The organism is Pseudomonadota bacterium (genome assembly GCA_039196715.1).
Lineage (GTDB): Bacteria > Pseudomonadota > Gammaproteobacteria > CALCKW01 > CALCKW01 > CALCKW01.
Window position 1 is genome coordinate 25,408 of record JBCCUP010000016.1, and the last position, 16,913, is coordinate 42,320.

The following is a 16,913-nucleotide window of genomic DNA, read 5'->3' on the forward strand; positions in this document are numbered from 1 at the left end:
CGGTGTCTCAGACCTGCAGGACGGAGCTGACGAGCAGCTGGCTGTACGGGTGTTGTGGGTCGTCGAGCACCTGGTCGGTCAGGCCGCTCTCGACCACGTAGCCCGACTTCATGACCATCAGCCGGTCGGCGAGCAAACGGACCACGGCGAGATCGTGGGTAACGATGATGGCGGACAGCCCCATGTCGCGCACGAGGCCGCGCAGCAGGTCGAGGAGCCGGGCCTGCACCGAGACATCGAGGCCGCCGGTGGGCTCATCCATGAAGATCAGGCGCGGGTTGGTGACGAGGTTGCGCGCAATCTGCAGGCGTTGCTGCATCCCGCCCGAGAAGGTACTCGGGCGGTCGTCGATGCGCGCCTCGTCGATTTCAACGCGCGTCAGCCAGTCGAGTGCGCTGTCGCGGATGCTGCCGTAGTGGCGTGCGCCGACGGCCATCATGCGCTCACCGACATTGCCGCCCGCCGACACGCCCATGCGCAAACCGTCGCGCGCGTGCTGGTGAATGAAGGCCCAATCGGTGCGCGAGAGCATGCGGCGCTCGGGTTCGGACATCACGACGGTGTCGCGCGGCCCGTCGACGCGGGTGTCGAACACCACCTCGCCGTTGTCGGGTGGCAGGTGGCCGGCCAGGCAGTTGAGCAGCGTGGACTTGCCCGAACCGCTCTCGCCGACGATGCCCATGACTTCGCCTGGGTAGAGGTCGAAACTGACGTCGGCGCAACCGATGTGCGCGCCGTAGAACTTGTCGAGTTGGCGCACCGACAACAGGGGGGTGGGTTGGCTCATGCTGCGTCCTTGCCGCGGTATCCCGCTGCGCGTCGGTCTTCACAGTAGTCGGTGTCGGAGCACACGAACAGGCGGTTGCCGGCGTCGTCGACGATGACTTCGTCGAGGTAACTCGTGTCCGCGCCACAGAGCGCGCAGGCGTGGTTGGCCTTCGAGGGGTCGAAGGGGTGGTCGTCGAAATCCAGGCTCACGACGCGGGTGTAGGGCGGCAGCGCGTAGATGCGCTGCTCGCGGCCGGCGCCGAAGAGCTGTATGGCCGGGCACTCGCCGAGCTTGGGGTTGTCGAATTTCGGGATGGGCGACGGGTCCATCACGTAACGGTCTTCGACCCGGACGGGGTAGGCGTACGCCGTCGCAATGTGGCCGTGTCGACTGATGTCCTCGTACAGCTTGACGTGCATCAGGCCGTACTCTTCGAGGCTGTGCATCTTGCGCGTTTCGCTTTCGCGCGGCTCGAGAGAACGCAGGGGCTCCGGGATCGGCACCTGGTACACCAGGATCTGGTCTTCGGTCAGTGGCACTTCGGGGATGCGGTGCCGTGTTTGTATCAAGGAGGCCTCGCGCGTGTGCGTGGTTGTCTCGACCCCGGCCGTGCGCTCGAAGAACTGCCGGATAGACACCGCATTGGTGGTGTCGTCCGCCCCCTGATCGATCACCTTGAAGCGGTCGTCGGGGGTCATCACCGCAGCCGAGACCTGCACACCGCCGGTGCCCCAGCCGTGGGGCATCGGCATCTCGCGTGCGGCGAACGGCACCTGGTAGCCCGGCACCGCCAGCCCCTTGAGGATGGCGCGTCGGATCATGCGCTTGGTTTGTTCGTCCAGGTAGGCGAAGTTGTAGGCTTCGTCTCTCATGCGGCACTCTGCGGGTTGGCGGCGTGTTCCGTGGCCTCGGTGCGCAGCTTGCGAATCAGTTCCAGTTCGGACTGAAAATCGACGTAGTGCGGCAGCTTGATGTGCTCGAGAAAACCGGTCGCCTGGATGTTGTCGGCGTGGTACAGCACGAACTCGGTGTCCTGTGCAGGTGCACCGACGAAATCCTCACCGAGCTCTTCCCAGCGCAAGGCACGGTCGACCAGGGCCATGGAGATCGCCTTGCGCTCGGTGTGGCCGAACACCAGCCCGTACCCGCGGGTGAATTGCGGGGGCTCGGTCTTCGAGCCCATGAACTGGTTGACGGTCTCGCACTCGGTCAGGGTGATCTCGCCGATCTCGATCGCGAAACCGAGTTCCGGGATGTCCATTTCCACCACGACCGCGCCGATGCGCAGCTCGCCGACAAAGGCGTGGTTGCGTGCGTAGCCGCGTTGGGTCGAGTAGGCGAGGGAGAGCAGAAAACCCTCGTCCGAGCGGGTCAGGGCTTGCAATCTCAGGGCGCGATCCGCTGGCATTTCCAGTGGCTCGCGCGTCAGGTCAGGCGGTTCGCTGTCGTGTTGCGGCACCGCCTCCATCAGGCCTTCACGGTTGAGGAAATCGCTGACACGCGGCACCGGCTCGGGGTCGGTGTCGCGCACGGGCGCGGTGGCGGGCTCGCCGTCGGCGAGCAGCGTGAAGTCCAGCAGGCGGTGGGTGTAGTCGAATGTCGGACCGAGCACCTGACCGCCCGGCACGTCCTTGAAGGTGGCCGAGACGCGTCGATCGCAGGCCATGGCCGCGGTGTCGACCGGCCGGGACGCGCCGAAGCGGGGCAGTGTGGTGCGGTAGGCGCGCACCAGGAACGTCGCTTCGATCAGGTCACCGCGGGCCTGCTTGATGGCCAGTGCCGCGAGGTCCGGGTCGTAGAGCGAGCCCTCCGACATCACCCGGTTGACAGCGAGTCGAAGTTGTTCGCGAATGTGGTCGACACCGAGCTCGGAGACCGCCGTGTCGCCGCGGCGCTCCTCGGCCAGCCACGCGTGGGCGTTCTCGATGGCGCGTTCGCCGCCTTTGACCGCAACGTACATCAGTTCACCTCCGTCGACCGGGGCAGGGCGGCCACCTGATCGCCACACGCGAAAACGAAATCCAGTCCGAGGGGGTACTGCCGGTGGTTGCGCTGGAAGGCGCTGATGTCCGGTAGCGACACGTGCGCGGTGTCCCGGATACCGGGGCCGCGCAAGGTGGCGCCCGATTGGGTCAGCGCGTCGAGCTCGACAATCAGCGTTGCCGACCGGTCGGGGTAGGCCGGCGTGCCGACGGGGTAGTCCGCGAGTGGCAGCAGCTGCTCCCAGCGACCCACCGCGAACGCACAGTCGCTGCGGTCGACGCGCGGCGCGCCGGTGTGGAAGGCCATCCAGTCATGGACGGCGGGCGTGTCGATGTCGCCCGCAAGGTGGACCGGCGTGTCGGTGTCGCACAGGGTCAGCAGGCAGGCCGCCGCTGCAGCCGACAGAGGCGTTGGCGGTGCCGCACCGCTCAGCCGGTGAACGGTTCCGGGTCGGGCCAGGGCGGCCATGATGCCGCGGAACGCGTGTGCGGCCTGCACGTCGGGTTGCGTGAATCCGCCCTCGAGCGCGTGCGTGTCCATCAGTCTTCTCCGCGTGCCAGGGTGAAGAAATCCACTTTGGTCGCGGCGGCCTTGGCGGCCCGTGCGGCCTTGGCGGTCGCGTGTGCCGAGCGCAAGGGCTCGAGCACCTGGGTGCGCACCGTGTCGGCCTGCTCGGTTTGCATCAGCGCGTCGACCAGTGCGGCTGCTTCGGCGCAGCGCTTGCGCCGCCCCTGGACATAGGCGTGGCCGACGGCGCCGTTCGACAACCGCAGGCTGCAGCGCGTGACACTCATCTCGCCGAGATTGAACGGTGCGCCCGTGCCACTGGCGCGACCCCGCACCATGACGCTGCCGATCTCGGGTGCGCGCAACCACGTGAACGTGGGCAGGGGCGCGAGCCCCGCCAGGTGTTCGGCGGCCCGGCCCTCGGGCGCTTTCGCCAGCAGGCTCATCCAGGCCTGCCGGTCGTTCAGGGTGTCGGTCGTGTCGTTCACGGGTTCCACTCGTTCGAGTACTAGACAACTATACAACTTATCTGATGGGATACCATAGCGCCGCTCTGTGAAACCTGCATGACATGACCACGACCGCCCGAACCCAGACGCCGGTGTGGCGCGCGATCGCCGAGGCACTGCGCACCGACATCGCGCGGGGCCGCTACCGTGCCGGTGACAAATTGCCGACCGAGCACGCGCTCGCCGCGCGCTTCGGTGTCAACCGCCACACGGTGCGGCGGGCCGTGCTGGCGCTCGTCGAGGACGAGCTGGTGCGCACCCGACGGGGTGCCGGCGCCTTCGTGCGCACCGAGGCGACCGAATACCCGCTCGGGCGGCGCGTGCGGTTTCACGAGAACCTGCTGGCGGCGGGGCGCGCCCCGCGCCGGCGCGTGCTGACGCTGGAGCAGCGTGCGTCGACCGACGGCGAAGCGGCGGCACTCGCCATCGACGTCGGCGCGCCGGTCTGCGCCTTCCACGGCGTGTCGCTCGCGGACAACAGCCCCATCGCCGTCTTCGAGAGCCTCTTTCCCGCTGAGCGGCTGGTGGGCATCGAGGCCGCGTTGCGTGTTGCCGACGGGGTCACCGACGCGCTGTGCCGCGTCGGCGTGGTGGACTATATGCGTGCGTCCACGCGCGTGACGGCGGTGCTGGCAGATGCAAGCCAGGCCCTACACCTGGAGCTGAAACCGGGCGACCCGTTGCTGCGCACCTCGGCCGTCAATGTCGACCCGGACCGTGTGCCGGTGGAGTACGGTCGCACCTGGTTTGCCGGCGACCGCGTGACGCTGACGCTCGACACCTGAGCGCCGGTCAGCCGTCGTACCTCTCGAGGAACGCTTCGGCGTCCAGGGTGCGGAAATCGTTCAGGCGTTCGCGCAACACCGCGTGTGACCCGTCCCACCAGGCCAGCGCCATCAGGCGTTCGGCGATGGCAGCCGGCTGGCGTGGCCGCAACACGCTGGCCGGTGTGCCAGCGACAATCGTGTAGAACGCGACATTGCGGGTCACGACGCTGGCGGCTGCGACCACGGCGCCGTCGCCGAGGGTCACGTCGGGCTAGATCATGGCGCCGTGCCCGATCCAGGTGTCGTGGCCGATGCGGGCCCGGCGTGAACGACGGTGTTCGAAAAACGCGGAGTCGTGCTCCACGTCGTCCCAGTAGTCCGCCGACCGGTAGAGAACGTGGTGGCAGGCGGCCGTGTGCAGAGGGTGGTCGGTGGCGCCGATCCGCGTGAGGGCGGCGATGTTGGCGAACTTGCCAACCGTGGCATTGGCGATGTCGGCGTAGCGGTCGCAGCAGGCGTAGTCGCCGAAATCGACGTTCGAAAGCCGCGAGCCACGGCCGACTTCGGTGACGCGCCCGAACTGCACGTCGGTCAGCAGGAAGTCGTCGTGCAGGGTCGGCGTGTCTGGGGAGAGTCTGGCCATGCCAGCGAGTGTAGCCCGCCCCGTGTGTCCGGCACGTGACAGCCGGCATCACCTGCGCGACAGTGCCTGCACGTCACACGAACGGCTGGCCACGGACCGCTTGGGCGAGCACCCCCAGGACGAACACGGCGTACAGCGCCGTGAGGGCCAGTGCGATCCGACGTGGGGTGCGCGTTTCACCGCTTGTCGCGCGCGGCAACACCGCCACGATCACCCACGCCACCAGCGGGACGCCGTGCAGCGCGTGGGTCGAGAAGAAATGCGCGACACGCAGGTCACCGGCGTTCATCAACCAGCCCAGCACCGGCAGACCCGCGCGCGATTCCAGCGCCGTGACGCCGGCCGGCAGGACGGCGTGCGTCTGTGCCGGCGCACCTGACATGTAGCCGGCCGTCAGGACGGTCAGGACAGCCGTTGCCAGCAGGCTGTACCCGATGGCGTAGCGCAGCAGTGCGGGCACCCCGCTCTCGTGGTGGCGGAGAATGCCAACCCCGAACACCGCGGAGAGCGACGTCAGCAACACCGCGAGAACGCCCATCAGGCCGTACATCGGCGCGAGCACGGGGTGGGTCTGGTTGAAGTGTGAGGGCTCGCCGATGGAGGCGGCGTAGATCAGCCAGGCCATCTCGAACACCACGGTCAGCGCGATCGCCGCCACGTAGCGGTTGAACCACCGGCTCGTTCTCCAGTGAGGCGGCAGCAGGTGGGCGTAGGCTGACAGGGTGATCAGGTAGATCGCGATGGCGAGGTCGAACTTGATGGGTTTGAGCCAGACGTTGGTGTCCAGCACGGTGCGTGCGTCCAGCGTGTACGCCAGCAGCAGGGCAGGCAGGATCACGAGCAGGGCGGCCGTGTAGGCGGCGAGCAGGCGGTGACCGGTCCACACGGTCAACCACGTCATGCGGTTGGCGGTTATCGGAATCGTGGCGTCGATGGCGTGGGCGGTCATGCGGCAGCTTCCATGGGGTGGGCGTTGATCTGTGTGGCCACGCGGGCCGCGGTGTAGAGCAGCAAGCCCACCGGGCCGAGCATGAAGGTGAAGCCGAAGCAGGGAACCACGAACCAGCGGGACACCCGCCGCTGCACCGCGTCCTGCGCGATGCACCAGCCGACGAAAAGATCGAAGGCGAGGTAGTGGACCCAGCCCGCGAGCACCATGCCCGGTTGGGTGAAGAGCAACATCACGTCCTCGAGTGAGTCGAACCCGCCCACGCTGTCGCTGAAATACACGCCAACCGCGGCGGCGTAGAGCAGGCTCAAGGCGAGTGGCAACGCGAGGCCGATGTAGCGGCTGCGGCGTTGCCAGGCGGCAGGCAGGAACAACCAGACGATCAACACGATCCAGCCCAACAGGGCCGTCGGGTTGGCGAGGTTGAACGCCATCTCGGGTGTGGTCGGTGGCATAGGGTGTGCTCCTGAGGGCCGTCGCCCAAACTAGACACTGTAAAGATTTGCGTCTCAGGCTAGTGCTGAAAATTGACAGTGTCAAGATTGAGGGCGAAAATAACCGAAACGCAGCGAGCGAGCCCATGGAGCCAAAGAAGCAGCGGTACCACCACGGCGACCTGCGCGCCGCGTTGCTCAAAGCCGCCGAGCAGGAGCTCAAGGCGCGGGGCATCGAGCAGTTTTCCCTGCGCGGTGTCGCGCGTGCCGCCGGCGTCAGCCACGCGGCGCCGGCGCACCATTTCGACGATGTTACCGGCCTGCTGACGGCCCTGGCCGTGGTCGGTTGGCACCGCTTCGTCGAGGCGCAACGTCGGCAGCAGGCGAAGGCGGAGGCCGAACCGCTCGCCCAGTTGGTGGCGGCGGCGAAAGGCTATGCGGCCTTTGCCAAGGCCAACCCCGAGTTGTTTGTTCTGATGTTCGCGTCCCAGAAAGCCGACCGCTGCGACCCGGCCTTTAAGACGGCGGGTGACGCCGCTTTCGACCACCTTCTGGGTCTGGTCAACACGGTGGCAGGGCGTGACGCGGATGCGCACCCTGACACCATGATCGATGCGCTCGCGACCTGGTCGCTGATCCACGGTATTGCAAGCCTGCTCAACAATGGCTTTCTGCTGGTACTCGGCGGTGGCCGGGCCGAGCGCGATGCGGCCATCGCCGCCATGATCACGCGCTACTGGCAGGCGCAACCGGCGGTGTGATCGGTTGTTGGCGAGAAAGCGCACCGGGTCTGCCGACTTGCTAGGATAGCGCGATCAAGGCTCTGGAGGACGGTGTGGCATCGCCCCTCTCGGCGGCGCAGGTCGATCGCCTGGTGGCAAGCATCGATCGCGCAACCGCCTCGAACACCGACGTGCCGTTCTCGGTGTACACCTCGGTGCATGAACAGCGTTTGGTGGATGTGCCGATCAACAAACCGCTGTTGGTCGTGGTGTTGCGCGGCAGCAAGCACATCGGGCGCTCGCCCGTGCAGGTGTGCAGCGCCGGTGAGTTTGTGTTCCTCTCGGACAGTGCGGCAGTCGACATGCGCAACATTCCGGGTGATGAGCGCTACCACGCCCTGTTGATCGAATTCGACTACGCCGATTTCGACGTGCTGCCGGTGGTCGCCGCCTCGCCAACAACCCAGGTCATTGGCGTGTCGGAGGCGCCGTTTCTCGATTGCCTGCAGCAGTGGGTCGACAGCGTCGGCTGGGGCATGCCGGCGATCACGGCGGCACGCAAACGGGAACTGCTCGCGGTGTTGTCAGCGCTCGGCTTCACCGGCCTGCGTGGGTTGATGGGGCGCTCCGAGTTGAGCCACCGCCTCTACGACCTGCTGAGCCGCGAAGCGGATGAAGAGGCCTCGCTCGCGGCGCTCTGCCGTCTGCTCGGCGTCAGCGAGTCAACCTTGCGGCGCCGCCTGCACGCGGAGGGCACGGGGCTGCAGGCCATCAAGGACGCGGTGCGTCTCGGGCGTGCCTTGCATTTGCTGCAAACCACCGCGTTGCCGATCGGCGTGATTGCGGGGCGCTGTGGCTACAGCTCGCAGTCGCGCTTCACCGCACGGTTCAAGGCGCGCTTCGGTTTGACGCCGTCGGCACTGCGCAAAACGCACGTGACCGGATAGGGCGAACATCTGACCGGTTTCGGTGTAGTGCCATTCGACGCCCGCCACCACGCTGTGTGTTCAACACAAACGGTGTGGGAGCACACGATGAACACAAAGAAAACGGGTCTGTTGTTGGCTGCGGCGATGGTGGCCGCGTCGGTGTCGGCGGGGGACTTCACCCTGAGCAGCTCGGACATCGCACACGGCGAGTCGATGTCGGCCAGGCACGAGTTCGCCGGTTTCGGCTGCACCGGCGACGACCTCTCGCCCCAGCTGGCCTGGTCGAACCCGCCGGCCGGCACGCGGAGCTTTGCCATCACCGCCTACGACCCGGATGCGCCGACCGGCAGCGGCTGGTGGCACTGGCAGGTGGTCAACCTGCCGGCCACGGTTCGCCTGCTTGAAACCAACGCGGGTCACGCGTCGGGCGAGGGCTTGCCGGCCGGTGGTCAGCAGGTGGTGAACGACTACGGTGTCGCGGGCTTTGGTGGTGCGTGCCCGCCGGTGGGCCACGGGGTGCACCGCTACCGGTTCACCGTGCATGCGCTGTCGGTTGAATCGCTCGATGTGCCACCGTCGGCGTCGGGTGCGTTGGCAGGCTACCTGATCAACGCCCACACGATCGAAAGTGCAACGCTGGAGGCGCTTTACGAGCGGCAGTGAGGCGAGATGCCGGCCCCGATGGGGCCGGCGGTGTGGCGTGGCGGCCGGTTGCGGTGGCAACCGGCCCCATGCCAGGGTTCAGCGCTCGAGTGCGCCGACGCCTGAGAAGCGGAAGGCTTCCTGTTCGAGCGCGTCGATTTCCTCGAGGCTCATCTCGTCGTGCGCCACGGTGATGCGGCCGAGGAAGACGAATGGCAGTTCATCAGCCCGGCCCTCGAGGTCGGCCTTGATCGCTTCAGCGGTGGCTGCGCCAACGTCGTCACCCATGCGCATCGGTGTGGCGTCGAGCTCGCCCTTGCGGATCGCTTCGAGTTCGAGGCCGGTGCCACCCCAACCTGTGGAGAAGATCTCTTTCTCTTTGCCCATGGCGAGTTGCGCCTCGACCGAACCCATCGCCATGGCCGTGTTGGCGTTGTGGATGATGGTGGCTTCCGGGTACGCCTGCATGATCAGCGAGGTGCCTTCAAAACCGCCTTCACGCTGGTACTCGCCGTAGTGCTCGTACACCGTGGTCCAGCCGGCCTTGGATTCCACACAAGCCTTGAAGTCGCCGGAGCGCTGGTTGTCGGTGATGCCCGGAATGCCGCGGTTCATCGCCATGGTTACGCCCTCGCCGAGGCGACCGATCATGTAGTCACACATGGTCAGTGCACCGGCGGCGGAGGAGAAGTCGAACCACGCGTCGGGCTGCGGGTCGAGGTACTTCAGCGGCGTGTGAAAGGCCCACACATAGGTGGCAAAGCCGTCGTTGCCGGCCAGCTTCGAGATGTTGTCGGCTTGGATGGCCAATTCGGAGGGGCCGAAGATCACGTAGTCGTAGAGGTCGGCGTCCTGCTCGACCTGATTGGCATAGGTCGATTGCAGCGAGTGCTCGATCTGGCGACTGGCGAACTCGGTGGTCTCGTAGGAGATACCCAACTGGTCGAGTCGCTTGGTCAGGGCAAGGTAGTTGCGCGCCCAGAAGTCCGAGGTGTCGGCCGACGGGTAGATCAGCGCGATCTGGATCGGCTTGTCCTGCGTGCCGCTGAACGGCACAGCGTCCGCGCCGACGACCGCCTGCATGGCTTCGAGTTTACCCTCGGCGTTGACTTCGCCCGGAATCCAGTAGTCCCGGTCGGCGATACCGTCCATCTCTTTCAACGGGAGTTGCGTGGCGGCGAACGCGCCGGATGCGACGCTCGCCAAAAGTGCTGTTGTGATCAGTCTGTTCATAACGTTTCCTTCCAGTGTGTGAAGTCAGCGTGGTCGGCCGGCGTGTGTCCACGCCGTCGACGCACCGCTGTCGAGCGCCAGCTCAACCGCTCGGGTTGGGATTGCCGGCGAAGAGGCCACCGAGGGCCAAGAGGGCTATCAACAGCCCGAGTAGCGCTGCGGTGAACCGCAGCATTTTCTGGCCGTCCGGTGTTTGCAGGCCGGCCAGCCAACCGCTCGCACCGTCACGGTCCTTTTTCTGAATCCAGGCGTAGAGCGCGACCGAACTCACGATCACCACGCCCGAGGCCACCGACTGCCAGAAGAACTCGATGCGCAAGGTGACCAGGGCATTGATCATCATCGAGAGCAGCAACACGCCCGCGAAGGACCCCAGCATCGACGCCCGTCCACCAAACAAGGACGTGCCACCGACCACGACAGCCGCGATCACGTGCAGGTTGAAGTAGGGCGCCGAGGTCGCCTGGATCGCGTTCAGCTTGCCGGTCAACATCACGCCGGCCAGTGCGGCACAGGCGCCGCACATCACGTAGGCGTACACCTTGTGGCGATTGACCGCGATGCCGGTGAGTTCAGCGGCCTCGGGGTTGGAGCCGATCGCGATGGTATACCGGCCGAAGTAGGTTTTACGTAGCACAAAGTACCCGGCTACCATGGTTGCAATACCGATGATGACGGGGATCGGGATGAAGCCCGGGATCTGCCCACGCCCGATACCGGTCAGAAAATCCGGGAAGCGCGCCAGCACCAGACCCTTGGCGAGTACCAGGGCGAAACCGCGGTAGACGAGGTCCATCGCGAGCGTGCCGATCAGGTCCGGCACGTTGAAGCGCGTGATGATCAAGCCGTTGATCAGGCCCATGACCGCGCCGAGGGCGATCGCGATCGGCACGGCGACGTAGACAGAGTACCCGTACTGCTTGATCAGGAAGGCCATCAGGATCCCGGACAACGCGGCGATCGAACCGATCGAGAGGTCGATACCGCGCTGGGTGATCACGAAGGTCATCGCCATCGCCATCGGCATGTAGAGCGCCGCGTCAAGCAGGATCAGGTTGAGGTTGGTGGTGCGGAAGTAGCGCGTCGGCTCTGCCACACCCATGAACAGAAGGATCGCGAGGATCATCGCCAGCGGGCCGATGATCGCGATGTACGGCTCGATGCGTTCGGTCCAGGGGGCCTTTTCGGCGTCGATAGGCTGTTGCATCACGCGTTCTCCTCTTTGGCGCCAACGATCAGGCCGAGCACCTCCTGGGTGTTGCTCTCGGCGGTCTTGACCACGCCGACACACTGGCCGCGTCGCTGCACGTGCACGCGGTCGGCCACTTCGAAGACGTCGTCGAGCGAGTGGCTGATCAGGATCACGGCGAGGCCTTGGGCCTTGAGGGTCTTGATCAGCTTCAGCGTGCGCGCGGTTTCCTGGGGGCCGAGTGCCGCGGTGGGTTCGTCCATCACGAGCACCCGCAGGTCGTCGTGGTAGACGGCGCGGGCAATGGCAACCGCCTGCCGTTGTCCACCGGACAGGCTCTCGGTGGGTGCGTCGAGTGACTTGAGCTTCACTCCGAGGCGGTCCATGAGCACACGCTCGGTCTCGGACCGCATGCGTTTGTTGTCGAGCACCGTGACGCCGAACACCGAGGTGGTGAGTTCGTTGCCCAGGAACAGGTTGGCTGGCGGGTCGAGGTGGTCTGCCAGTGCCAGCGTTTGGTAGACCGCGTCGATACCGACCTTGATCGCATCGGCGTGGCTTGCGAGCTGCAAGGGCTTGCCGTCGAGTTGCAGCGTTCCCGATGTCGGTTGGTAGACCCCGGTCAGGATCTTGATCAAGGTCGATTTGCCGGCGCCGTTGTCGCCGACGATGGCAAGCACCTCGCCGGCGTGGGCGTCCAGGTCGACGTCCTGCAAGGCGGTCACACCCCCAAAGCGCTTCGAGATGCCGCGCATTTGAACCAAAGCTTCGGACATAAGCTCCCCCTGGCTCGGGCAACACCGCCCGAACCCCGTCAAAAGTGAAAGGTGTGCGCCGGTCAGTTCACCGGCGCGCGGTCAGCCGCTCAGTTGGACCAGATCGCGGTGTAGGCCTCGCGGTACGGGCTGTCCGGATCGAAGGCATTGCTGTCGCCCATCTTCTCGAGACCGGTTTGCGTCACCAGCGCGGGGGAGGTGATGTAACCGGAGCACGGCTCGCCCTGGATGGCGCGGTTGAGCTCGTCGACCAGTTGCCAGCCTTGCAGGTTGAGTGGTTCGGCCACGGTGATGGTCTGGTAGTTGCCGGTGCGGATGCGCTGGAACGCCGCTTCGGAGCCGTCGCCGGCCGAACCGGCCTGCGGGCCATCACCGGCCGAAATACCGGCCGAGGCGAGTGCCGGGCCCATGAAGTCGAAATACAGGTCGTTGATCGCCAGTGCGTGCGTCCAGCTGTCGCCGTATTTCTGCAACAGACTGATTGTCAGCGGCCCCATGCGCGTGGAGGTGTCGGCGATCGGCGTGTCGACGTACTCGAGTACCGTGCCACCCATATCCTCGATGGTTTTCTGGATGCGGTCGGCCTTGTCGATCGCGATCTGGTAGGTGCTGTCGGTGAAGATGATCGCGCCCATGCCGTTGCCGCCGTCGTCCATCGCCCACTCTGCGGCGACTTCTGACACGGTCATCGCGTCGGTCGAGATATTGGCGAAGATGCCGCCGGGCGCATCGCAGCCGATCTTCGGGCCGGAGTGCCAGGCGACCATCGGGATATTGCTGGCGGTCACGCCTTCGAGCGCCGCCTGTTGTTCAACGGCGTCAAAGCCGTTGATCACCAGGCCGTCGGGTTTGAGCGCGAGCGCCTGACCGATCGCCGCGGTACGCCCCTGAATGGAGCCGGCACCGTCGAGGATGCGCACGGTCCAGCCGATCGCTTCGGCGGCTTCTTCCACGCCTTCGGTCACGCCGAGGATGCCGCCGTTCTTGAGGTCGGCGGCAACCACCACAATGGATTGGCCGGCGGCGGCCGACGGGCCGGTGGTGGGCCCGTCCCAGGCGGTTTCGGCGACCGCGCTGGACAGCAGCACGGCGTTGGCGATCAAGAGCGCGGTGTGTGTGAGTTTCATGGTGTGGTCCTCATGACAAAAGGGTGTATCAGCGCTTGCGGGCGCCTTTGTTGCGTTGGGCGTACCCTGCGATACCGATGGCGATCAGCAGGGTGACCCCGTTGAAGAGCGGCTCGACCCAGAAGGAGCCGCCGAATTGTTGGATGCCGGAGATGCCGACGGCGAGAATCGCGACGCCGACAATCGTGCCGAGCACGTTGACGCGACCCGGTTTGATCGTGGTCGAGCCGAGAAAGGCGCCGACGAGCGCGGGCAGCAGAAATTCAAGCCCGACACTCGCCTGGCCAATGCGCAGCTTCGAGGCGAGGATGATGCCGGCCAATGCGGTCATCGTGCCCGAGGCGACAAAGGCCGCGATCACGTACTTGCGTGTGGGAATGCCGTTGAGCTGGGCCGCGCGCTGGTTGGCGCCGATGGCGTAGAGGTAGCGGCCGGCCGGGGTGAACTCGAGCACGATCCACATCGCCAGCGTGATGGCGAGCAGGTAGAAGCCGGTGATCGGCAGCCCGAACACGAAGGTTGTCGAGATGTCGTAGAAACCGTCGGGCAAGAGGCCGACCATTTGCCGGCCGCCGGTGTGCCAGAGCGCGAGCGCGTAGAGCACGGTGCCGGTGCCGAGCGTTGCGATGAAGCTGTCGATCTTGGCGACTTCCACCAACAGGCCGTTGAGAAAACCGACGAAGGCACCCAGGCACAGCACGAGCAGCACGGCCGCGGGCCACGGCAGGCCGAGCAGCGTCTGGGTGGAGATCGCGAGAATGTGCCAGAGCACGATGCCGTAGCCCACCGTGAGATCGATGCGACCTGCCGCCATCGGGATCATGGCGCCAAGGCTGAGCAGCGCAATGATCGCCTTGTCCGAGATGATCGCGCGCAGGTTCAGCATGGTCGGGAAGGTGTCGGGCAAGAGCACCGAGAACAGCGCGATCAGGAACACCATCAGGATGACCAGCCCGTAGGCAGGCAGGAAACGCAGCACCCGTTTGCCCAGCGGCAGGCCACGCAGCTCGGACGCGGTGGGTTCGAGGGCGCTGCTTTCAAGCGACTGCATCAACGGCTCCTGTGCGGGGTGTGGCGTTGGTGGACGACGCGGCCTGGATCAGGCGTTCAGTCGAGAGGCGGGTGCCGCTGAGTTCCTCGACGATGCGCCCCTGGCTGAACACGATGGCTCGGTGGCAAATGGCGCAGATCTCCTCGAAATCCGTGCTGATCAGCAAAATGCCAACGCCGTCTTCCAGGGCGCGGTTGAGCAACGCGTAGATCTCGGCCTTGGCGCCGACGTCCACGCCAGCGGTTGGATCTTCGCAGATCAGCAGCTTGCGACCGGTGGCGAGCCAACGGCCAATGACCACTTTCTGTTGGTTGCCACCAGAGAGGGCCTCGATGGCGAGTTCGGGTTCGTTGGGCGAGAGGCCGAGCTCGGTGCCGATTTCGGTGGCCTGGTCGGCTTCGGTGCGCGTGCCGAGGATGTTGAGCAGCGAGCGGCCGATGCTCGCCGGGTTCAGGAAGGTGTTTTCACGGATGCTGAGGTTCATCGCGACCGATTCTTCGGTGCGGTCTTTGGCCACGAGACCAATGCCGGATTCCATCGCCGTTCGGGGTGAGCGCAGATCGGGCGTTACACCGTTCAGTGTCACCTCACCGGTGCAGGGGGCGAGTCCGAACAGCGCACGCGAGATGGTTTCGTGCCCGGCGCCCCGCAGGCCCACCAGGCCGACAATCTCTCGGGCCTTCAACGCGAACGTCAGTGGGCCGATGCCATCAGAGGCGAAGTCCGTCAGTGAGAGGATCGTCTCGCCTGGCTCGCCCTTCAGCTTCACCGTGGCGCGCGCCTTCCGTCCGACGATTTTCTGCACCAACTCCTCGGGCGTGGTGTGTTCGATGCTGCGGACGCCCACCATCATGCCGTCGCGCAGCACCGCGACGCGGTCGGCAATCTGGAAGATCTCGTCGAGGCGGTGGCTCACGTAGATCATGCCGACACCACGGTCGCGAAGCGGGCGCAAGGCGCTGAACAGCCGCTCCACCTCGTCTGCCGGCAACGATGCCGTGGGTTCGTCGAGCACCAGGAATTCACTCTCGACGGCAAGGGCACGCGCGATGGCCACCAGGGATTTCTCGGTCCGCGTCAGGTCCTCGACGCGCACGGTGGGGTCGAATTCACAGTCGACGCGCGCAAGTGCTTCGGCGGCGTAGCGTTCGACTGCGCGCCAATCAATGAGGCTGGCGCGTTGGCTGAAACCCAGCGCCAACGCCATGTTCTCGGCCACTGTCATCCATTCAATCAGGCCGAGGTCCTGGTGGATGAAGGCGACTTTCTGACGCTGGCCGAAACCGCCAGGTGCGTGGTGGTACGGCTGACCGTCGATCAGCACGTCACCCTTGTCGGCGCGGTGGATGCCGCCGAGGATCTTGATCAGCGTGGATTTGCCCGCGCCGTTCTCGCCCAGGAGCGCGACGATTTCCCCACGACTGACCGCCATCGACACGTCCTTCAGCGCGTAGGTGCCGCCAAAGTGCTTGTCGATGCGGTCAAAAAACAGCCCGGTGGGGTGGGTGTGTGCCATGGTTAGCCGTTATCATCCTGCACGGTTGTGCATACTTTACCCGTAACGTAGCCTGCATGTTCCGATTCTTGGTCGTGGTTGTCAAGAATTAAGTTATCGGTAAACTTGAATTATCAAAGCCGCTGGGTGCCGCTATCAAAAGCAAACAGGTCAGCCTGTCAGACGTCGCCAACGCCGCTGGCGTGTCCAAGATGACCGCGAGCCGCGTGTTGCGCAACGAGGGCGGGTACTCCGAGGCGACGCGCGATCGGGTGTTGGAGAAAGTCGAGGTGTTGGGCTATTTGCCCAACCGGTTGGCGACCGTGTTTTCCGGCGACACCCGCTCGACATTCGTGGGTGTGTCCATCCCGGACCTCGGCAACGAGGTGTTCTCTCAGGTGCTCGAGGGCATCGACCGCAAATTGCGCTCGCTCGGCTACCAGAGCGTGCTCGGCCTGACGCAGCACACGCTCGAGGAAGAGGAGAACTGGATCAAGACCGTGTTGTCCTGGCAGCCGGCCGGGCTGATCCTCACCGGCCGATCGCACTCGCGCAAAGCCCTCGAAATGCTGCGTGGCTGCGGGCTGCCGATTGTTGAAATCTGGGACCTCAATTCCAGCCCGCTCGACGTCAGCGTGGGCATCAACCACTTTGACAGCGGCTTCGAGATGGGCCGGTACCTGACCGAACTCGGCTACCGCAACCTCGCGTATGTCGGCACCTCGCACGACACCGCCAACGCGGCCACGGCGCGTTTGGAGGGCTTCTCCAAGGCTGTCTCGGTCAGCCAGGGGCAGCTGACGCGGCAATTTTGCCTGCACGACACGGCAACCTTCTACCCGGGCTACTACGGCACCGAACAGTTGCTGGCAACCGGCGCGGAGGTTGATTGCATTTTCTACCAGAACGATTCGATGGCGTTTGGCGGTATGCAGTACTGCCAGAAGGTGGGGTTGACGGTGCCCGACGACATCGGCATCGCGGGGTGGGGGGACATGCCGGTGGCGTCGGTGCTCAACCAGCGGCTCACCTCGGTGCACGTGTCGCACCTCAAGATCGGCCAGCTCGCCTCGGAGACCCTCGTCGCCCGGTTGTCGGGTGAACCCTGTGAGACCTCGATTGACGCCGGTTTTCACCTCGTGCCTGGTGAGACGGTGAGACGTCAGTAGCGTGCGCGTCCCCCCCGCG

The 16,913-nt window shown here is 65.6% G+C and carries 18 protein-coding genes and 1 pseudogene; 5 read left to right on the forward strand and 14 right to left on the reverse strand.

The window, feature by feature from the left end:
• Nucleotides 1-7 precede the first annotated feature (7 nt).
• Genes phnK through phnG form a run of 5 tightly spaced genes read right to left on the reverse strand, consistent with a single transcriptional unit; the run spans nt 8 to nt 3,747 of the window.
• Entirely contained in the window at nt 8-787 is a 780-nt protein-coding gene (gene phnK, locus AAGA11_07990) for a phosphonate C-P lyase system protein PhnK (GenBank protein MEM9602788.1), read from the reverse strand.
• On the reverse strand, nt 784-1,641 hold the full coding sequence (locus AAGA11_07995; protein MEM9602789.1) for an alpha-D-ribose 1-methylphosphonate 5-phosphate C-P-lyase PhnJ: 858 nt from the start codon (nt 1,639-1,641) through the stop codon (nt 784-786). Before AAGA11_07995 ends, phnK begins: the two co-directional genes overlap by 4 nt.
• Nucleotides 1,638-2,729, reverse strand: a complete 1,092-nt coding sequence (locus AAGA11_08000; GenBank protein MEM9602790.1) for a carbon-phosphorus lyase complex subunit PhnI — start codon at nt 2,727-2,729, stop codon at nt 1,638-1,640. The genes AAGA11_07995 and AAGA11_08000 overlap by 4 nt, the downstream gene beginning before the upstream one ends.
• A complete protein-coding gene (gene phnH, locus AAGA11_08005; protein MEM9602791.1) occupies nt 2,729-3,292 on the reverse strand; it encodes a phosphonate C-P lyase system protein PhnH in 564 nt (187 codons plus the stop codon). The genes AAGA11_08000 and phnH overlap by 1 nt, the downstream gene beginning before the upstream one ends.
• Complete coding sequence (phnG, locus tag AAGA11_08010; GenBank protein MEM9602792.1) at nt 3,292-3,747, reverse strand: phosphonate C-P lyase system protein PhnG; 456 nt, start codon at nt 3,745-3,747, stop codon at nt 3,292-3,294. The genes phnH and phnG overlap by 1 nt, the downstream gene beginning before the upstream one ends.
• An 83-nt stretch (nt 3,748-3,830) precedes the next feature.
• On the opposite strand from phnG, the gene phnF reads away from it, so the two are divergent.
• Nucleotides 3,831-4,553, forward strand: coding sequence for a phosphonate metabolism transcriptional regulator PhnF (gene phnF, locus AAGA11_08015; GenBank protein MEM9602793.1), 723 nt, complete (start codon nt 3,831-3,833; stop codon nt 4,551-4,553).
• 7 nt (nt 4,554-4,560) lie between these two features.
• Here phnF and AAGA11_08020 read toward each other — a convergent pair.
• From AAGA11_08020 to AAGA11_08030, 3 genes and pseudogenes are all read right to left on the reverse strand, one after another.
• A pseudogene (locus AAGA11_08020) lies at nt 4,561-5,178 on the reverse strand (chloramphenicol acetyltransferase).
• Nucleotides 5,179-5,251: 73 nt separating this feature from the next.
• Entirely contained in the window at nt 5,252-6,127 is an 876-nt protein-coding gene (locus AAGA11_08025; protein MEM9602794.1) for a hypothetical protein, read from the reverse strand.
• Nucleotides 6,124-6,582, reverse strand: a complete 459-nt coding sequence (locus AAGA11_08030) for an ABA4-like family protein (protein MEM9602795.1) — start codon at nt 6,580-6,582, stop codon at nt 6,124-6,126. The genes AAGA11_08025 and AAGA11_08030 overlap by 4 nt, the downstream gene beginning before the upstream one ends.
• Before the next feature lie 125 nt (nt 6,583-6,707).
• On the opposite strand from AAGA11_08030, the gene AAGA11_08035 reads away from it, so the two are divergent.
• The 3 genes from AAGA11_08035 (at nt 6,708) to AAGA11_08045 (ending at nt 8,875) form a co-directional block, all read left to right on the forward strand.
• Nucleotides 6,708-7,322, forward strand: coding sequence for a TetR/AcrR family transcriptional regulator (locus AAGA11_08035; GenBank protein MEM9602796.1), 615 nt, complete (start codon nt 6,708-6,710; stop codon nt 7,320-7,322).
• 74 nt (nt 7,323-7,396) lie between these two features.
• Complete coding sequence (locus tag AAGA11_08040; protein MEM9602797.1) at nt 7,397-8,230, forward strand: AraC family transcriptional regulator; 834 nt, start codon at nt 7,397-7,399, stop codon at nt 8,228-8,230.
• Between the two features lie 126 nt (nt 8,231-8,356).
• Entirely contained in the window at nt 8,357-8,875 is a 519-nt protein-coding gene (locus AAGA11_08045; protein MEM9602798.1) for a YbhB/YbcL family Raf kinase inhibitor-like protein, read from the forward strand.
• 78 nt (nt 8,876-8,953) lie between these two features.
• On the opposite strand, the gene AAGA11_08050 is transcribed toward AAGA11_08045, so the two are convergent.
• The 6 genes from AAGA11_08050 to AAGA11_08075 all read right to left on the reverse strand — a co-directional run bounded on the left by AAGA11_08050 (nt 8,954) and on the right by AAGA11_08075 (nt 15,746).
• Nucleotides 8,954-10,087, reverse strand: coding sequence for a substrate-binding domain-containing protein (locus AAGA11_08050; GenBank protein MEM9602799.1), 1,134 nt, complete (start codon nt 10,085-10,087; stop codon nt 8,954-8,956).
• Nucleotides 10,088-10,169: 82 nt separating this feature from the next.
• On the reverse strand, nt 10,170-11,294 hold the full coding sequence (locus AAGA11_08055; protein MEM9602800.1) for an ABC transporter permease: 1,125 nt from the start codon (nt 11,292-11,294) through the stop codon (nt 10,170-10,172).
• On the reverse strand, nt 11,294-12,052 hold the full coding sequence (locus AAGA11_08060; protein ID MEM9602801.1) for an ATP-binding cassette domain-containing protein: 759 nt from the start codon (nt 12,050-12,052) through the stop codon (nt 11,294-11,296). The genes AAGA11_08055 and AAGA11_08060 overlap by 1 nt, the downstream gene beginning before the upstream one ends.
• 89 nt (nt 12,053-12,141) lie before the next feature.
• Nucleotides 12,142-13,179, reverse strand: coding sequence for a substrate-binding domain-containing protein (locus tag AAGA11_08065; protein ID MEM9602802.1), 1,038 nt, complete (start codon nt 13,177-13,179; stop codon nt 12,142-12,144).
• 28 nt (nt 13,180-13,207) lie between these two features.
• Nucleotides 13,208-14,230, reverse strand: coding sequence for an ABC transporter permease (locus AAGA11_08070; GenBank protein MEM9602803.1), 1,023 nt, complete (start codon nt 14,228-14,230; stop codon nt 13,208-13,210).
• A complete protein-coding gene (locus AAGA11_08075) occupies nt 14,217-15,746 on the reverse strand; it encodes a sugar ABC transporter ATP-binding protein (GenBank protein ID MEM9602804.1) in 1,530 nt (509 codons plus the stop codon). The genes AAGA11_08070 and AAGA11_08075 overlap by 14 nt, the downstream gene beginning before the upstream one ends.
• Before the next feature lie 155 nt (nt 15,747-15,901).
• Here AAGA11_08075 and AAGA11_08080 point away from each other — a divergent pair, with 155 nt between their 5' ends.
• On the forward strand, nt 15,902-16,894 hold the full coding sequence (locus AAGA11_08080; GenBank protein MEM9602805.1) for a LacI family DNA-binding transcriptional regulator: 993 nt from the start codon (nt 15,902-15,904) through the stop codon (nt 16,892-16,894).
• Nucleotides 16,895-16,913 lie beyond the last annotated feature (19 nt).